The sequence below is a fragment of the Longimicrobiales bacterium genome (genome assembly GCA_028823235.1).
Classification (GTDB): domain Bacteria; phylum Gemmatimonadota; class Gemmatimonadetes; order Longimicrobiales; family Gaopeijiaceae; genus UBA2589.
The window spans coordinates 1-4055 of record JAPKBW010000057.1; the positions used below are offsets into that span (position 1 = coordinate 1).

General features: G+C 60.1%; 4 protein-coding genes. 1 reads left to right on the forward strand and 3 read right to left on the reverse strand.

Annotated features, from left to right (window positions below):
* Positions 1-34: 34 nt before the first annotated feature.
* Positions 35-517 carry a nuclear transport factor 2 family protein gene (locus OSA81_13405; protein MDE0899997.1) on the forward strand — a complete coding sequence of 161 codons (483 nt, stop codon included), beginning with the start codon at positions 35-37 and terminating at the stop codon, positions 515-517.
* A gap of 709 nt (positions 518-1226) precedes the next feature.
* Here the strand turns inward: OSA81_13405 and OSA81_13410 are convergent.
* From OSA81_13410 to OSA81_13420, 3 genes are all read right to left on the reverse strand, one after another.
* Positions 1227-1535, reverse strand: coding sequence for a hypothetical protein (locus tag OSA81_13410; GenBank protein ID MDE0899998.1), 309 nt, complete (start codon positions 1533-1535; stop codon positions 1227-1229).
* Positions 1536-1776: 241 nt separating this feature from the next.
* Positions 1777-3357, reverse strand: coding sequence for a GMC family oxidoreductase (locus OSA81_13415; GenBank protein ID MDE0899999.1), 1581 nt, complete (start codon positions 3355-3357; stop codon positions 1777-1779).
* 52 nt (positions 3358-3409) lie between these two features.
* Positions 3410-4006 (reverse strand): twin-arginine translocation signal domain-containing protein, encoded by a 597-nt coding sequence (locus OSA81_13420; GenBank protein ID MDE0900000.1) that lies wholly within the window; start codon positions 4004-4006, stop codon positions 3410-3412.
* Positions 4007-4055 lie beyond the last annotated feature (49 nt).

Below are 4055 nucleotides of genomic sequence, written 5' to 3' on the forward strand. Positions count from 1 at the left end.
TCATTTATCAACTCACTCTGTTCGGAGGACTCCCATGCTCGGACTCAGAAGCGTCTCTTCACTCATCCTCGCAGGCAGTATGGCTGCGTGTGCGACGGAGACTGCGTCCATAAACAACGAGACAGAGCTTTCTCAAGTGGAGGCAGCGAACGTGGCCTTCACCGGGGCTATTGCGGCGTTTGACTTGGAAGGAATCATGTCCTGGATCGCAGAAGACGCGCTCTTCTATCCACCAGACGCCGAGATGCTCTCTGATAACGATTCGGTGCGTGACTTCTTCGAAGCGGGTTTGTCGGATCCGAACGCAGCCGCCGAGTTCGAGCACCTGTCCTCCGCGATTTCTGAAGATGGCAGCATGGGCTATACAGTCAGCATGCTCCACTATACCTACACGGCGCCAGATGGAAGCGTTGCCACAGACCACGACCGAGACCTCCACGTTTGGAGGAAAGACAGCTCCGGCAATTGGAAGGTGGCGCTCGACATGTGGAACTCTGGCTCTAGCGAGATGCAGTAGTCGAAGAGCGGTGTGGTCGTGATCCAGGTCAGGTTCGAGCGCCACCAATTGCGCCGTTGCATTGGAGGCGATGTGTGCGGACCGGCACCAGTACCGCCCCGTGGCCGCCATAGAGGGGGGGGCATACCAAAAAGAAATGCCTTCCGTGGCTCACTCATGGCTCACTGTGCCATAAGGGGAGGCATAATGGCAAAGCCCCCCTCAACAACCCAAGTCATTGGGGGGCTTATCTTTCCATCAGGAGGTTCGCCCAGATTCGAACTGGGGCCCCTGCCCCCAAAGCGCTTCTAGAAATGAGCGAATCACGGCAAGAAATCGTATAACCCCTTATGGGCTGCACGAGTGTGCCATATCCGCTCACAGGGCTGACGATGGGGGTTAAGCTGGGCAAGCCCCGACCTATCGTGATTGTCCCCATTCCCGCGCACGCGCGTGACCACGCCTGTGTCTAAGCCCCCACGGTGTGCTACTCACAACTCGCAGGATGGACCCTTCTTCCAATTCCGGTAGACGATAATCACATAGATGAGTCCCCACACTGCAATGAGATCAGCGCGACGTAAATACATCACCAGTGCAAGGGCACCATATAACAGCAACTGCTGTCGACGGTTCTGACCTCAGAGTGACTTCATTTTTTCTCCATAAGATTTGTTAGGTGTGCCTATTCAGGATACAGCACTCATCTCACTGACTCGCACTTCGCCTCTCACTTGCAATAAACTTCAAAATTTCTTGCGTAGTTTGCAGCCATTTCTGAAAAACGTAATCCACTCTCATAAGATTCCCTTGCCTCTGCATCATACCCTTCATTTCTGAGCCTATCTCCTTCCCCAAGATTCTCGCCGGCCACATAGAGGAAGGTACCTGAGGCACCACTTATGTTCCTGCAGTCTTCTGCTGCCCAGCGTTCAACTGTCTGTTGTTGGGCACCTAATTCGGCACCGAAGTAGTCCACTAGGAACGCACCACCAAGAAGACAACCAAGTCCGAGGATGACACTTCGCAGATTACGCATCTTTAACTCCTCATAGTGAATCGAATGATTGCAGAATTGTTCGAGCTTGGGGCTCCATCTGCAAAACAAAAACCCCCTGCGCAAAACCGTGTTGTCTAGGTAGAGACACGGGCGCTCAAATAGGGATCCGTCCCAGCTACCAAATATTTTTTGGGGGGACGCCGTTTCAGTGGGAGCGATGTGTGCCGATTGGGAGCGTGCGTATCGCACGGGAATTAACCTCGGCTTGTTTTGTCCCAGGTCAGAACTCTTCCCCAATCACCTCCGCCGACCTCAATGACAGCGCACAAAACGTCGGCGTTCCATTCGCACACCCGCCCGACACCATCGTCGACGCCCCAATCACGAACAGATTCTCATGGTCATGCGTGCGGCCGTACGAGTCCGCGACACTCATTGCTGGATCGTCGCCCATCCGACATCCACCACCCGGGTGCTCCATGCGGGTCGAGACCTGAGTCGACATCACCGACCCGCCGCCTACTCCAGCCATCCTCTCGAAGAGCCCGAACATCGTATCGTGCGTATGGGCGCGGAGCTCCACGGACTCCGGGGCATCCCGATACTCGATCTTTGGCATGGGATCACCCCAGCGATTGCGCCGAACGGGGTCGAGCGAGAGCAGACTGTTCCGATCCGGGATCACGTCGTAGTAGCCACGGACGCGCGCCGACGAGCGCCGCGTGCGCGCTTGCCAGTCGTCCATGACGGCGTCGCCGAAGAGCCACGATCCGTCATTGTCGCGAGGCCGCGGCTCACGCCCTGCCGTCGATGTCCAGATCCGCAGATCGTGTCGGACATAGCGATCCAACGGACCGGGACGCGCGAACATGCGGGACAGGAGCGAGTTGGTCGAGAACATGCCGGGATAGCTTTCGAACGGGAGGTCGATCTGGGCACTCGCGTAGGGATGTCCGGTCATGTACGTGCCAACCATTCCGGTGCGGTTCGCCAGCCCATTGGGGAACCGGTTACTTGCCGACAGCAGCAGAAGGTGCGGACTCCAGGCATACCCTGCGGCCAGCACGAACGTCCTCGCGCGGAGCTCAACCACCTCGTCCGGCGCCGCGGAATCGACGGCGACGGCATAGTCCACGCGGTCAGAATTTTCGTGCAGCTCGAGCCTGCGCACCAGCGTATCGGTCACAAGGCGAACCTTGCCCTCAGCGATGAGACGGTCCAGCGTCACATCCGGTGTGTACTTTGCGCCGGTCGGGCAGATATGACAGGTGTCACAGCGTCTGCAGATCGCGCGGTCGTGCTTCGTCGTCGTCGCTTTGGCCCACGGTTGGGTCCAAAAAGGGATATCCGCGCTCTCGCCCCACTTCTTCAGGACTTCGAGGTTGTAGGACAGCGGCAAGGGCGGCATAGGATAAGGCCCGGACCGTGGGTCGTACTCGGGCGGGCCGGCCTCGCCGGCGACGCCGACGCGTTCTTCGAAGTCCTGGTAGTACGGCTCGAGATCCTCGTATCCGATCGGCCAGTCCGTCCCCACGCCGTACGTCGAACGCTGTCGGAAGTCCTCAGGCGAGAAGCGGGGGCAAGCTCCGTCCCAGTGCATCGCGCACCCGCCAACGTTCATCGACCGATAGAAGAGGCCTTCCCCAGTCTGATCCCGGATATGGTCTCCAGTCCAAGGGTTCTCTCCGTAGTCGATGAGGCGACGCCGCTTCCCGATCCTGTCACGGGCGGCTGTCGTGCGCCCTCCCGCCTCGACCATGACGATGTCGGCGTCGGTGAGTTCGCTGATGCGTTCCGCGGCGAGGATGGCGGTGATGCCTGATCCGATAATGCAGATGTCGGAGTCGATACGGATCGTCACAAGGCGGGCGCTCCGATCACGATGTTCATCCGAGGTGCGCCAAAGTCGCCGGTCATGGCGGGCCTTCCCGGAGACGCTCTGGTCGCCTACCGACGTCGTCGATGCTCCTGCACTCGAGTTTTGTGATCCGCACACCGTAGCACCGGTCTACCGCGTCTGCGGACGTGAAGTAGTGGGCCATCAATGCCACCGCGACGTGCCGCGCGCGGCCCGGCGCAGGGAACCCGTCGGTGGGCGCACCCATCTGTTCGCTGAGGATCTCTCTCCGCCGATCGGCCGAAAGGCTCGCGAAGAGCGCGCTCCATCGAGCCTCGGCGAGTATGTCGAGTGCCTCGAGCTGTGCCGACCACCCGGGCTCGGGATCCGGCGGCCCGTAGGGGATCTCCCATCCGCCGTATGGATGCCTCAGTTCGGCGACCGGTTGGAAGTCAGAGAGCCAGACCTCGAACGCGCCTACCGCAAGCTCACGCCCGTTGGGCCCAATCACTTCCGGCAGCACGGCGTCGCCTACGGCGCGGAGCAGAGTGCCGTCGAGCACCCGGGCCGGCGCGGGGGGGGGCGTGGCGGCGATCGCGTCCTCGGCACCCAGGGAGGCGGCCGAGAGTGCAGCAGCCGAGTGCTTGAGGAAGGTACGCCGATCTTGTGCCATGCCCTGATTCTGCCCCGCCCCACTCGTGCCCGCAACTCAGGACGAGCAG

What these genes read in the sequence shown, in the direction of transcription:
- OSA81_13405 (MDE0899997.1), top strand. Translation starts at nt 35, where the DNA reads ATGCTCGGACTCAGAAGCGTCTCTTCACTCATCCTCGCAGGCAGTATG.
- OSA81_13410 (MDE0899998.1), bottom strand. Translation starts at nt 1,535, where the DNA reads ATGCGTAATCTGCGAAGTGTCATCCTCGGACTTGGTTGTCTTCTTGGT.
- OSA81_13420 (MDE0900000.1), bottom strand. Translation starts at nt 4,006, where the DNA reads ATGGCACAAGATCGGCGTACCTTCCTCAAGCACTCGGCTGCTGCACTC.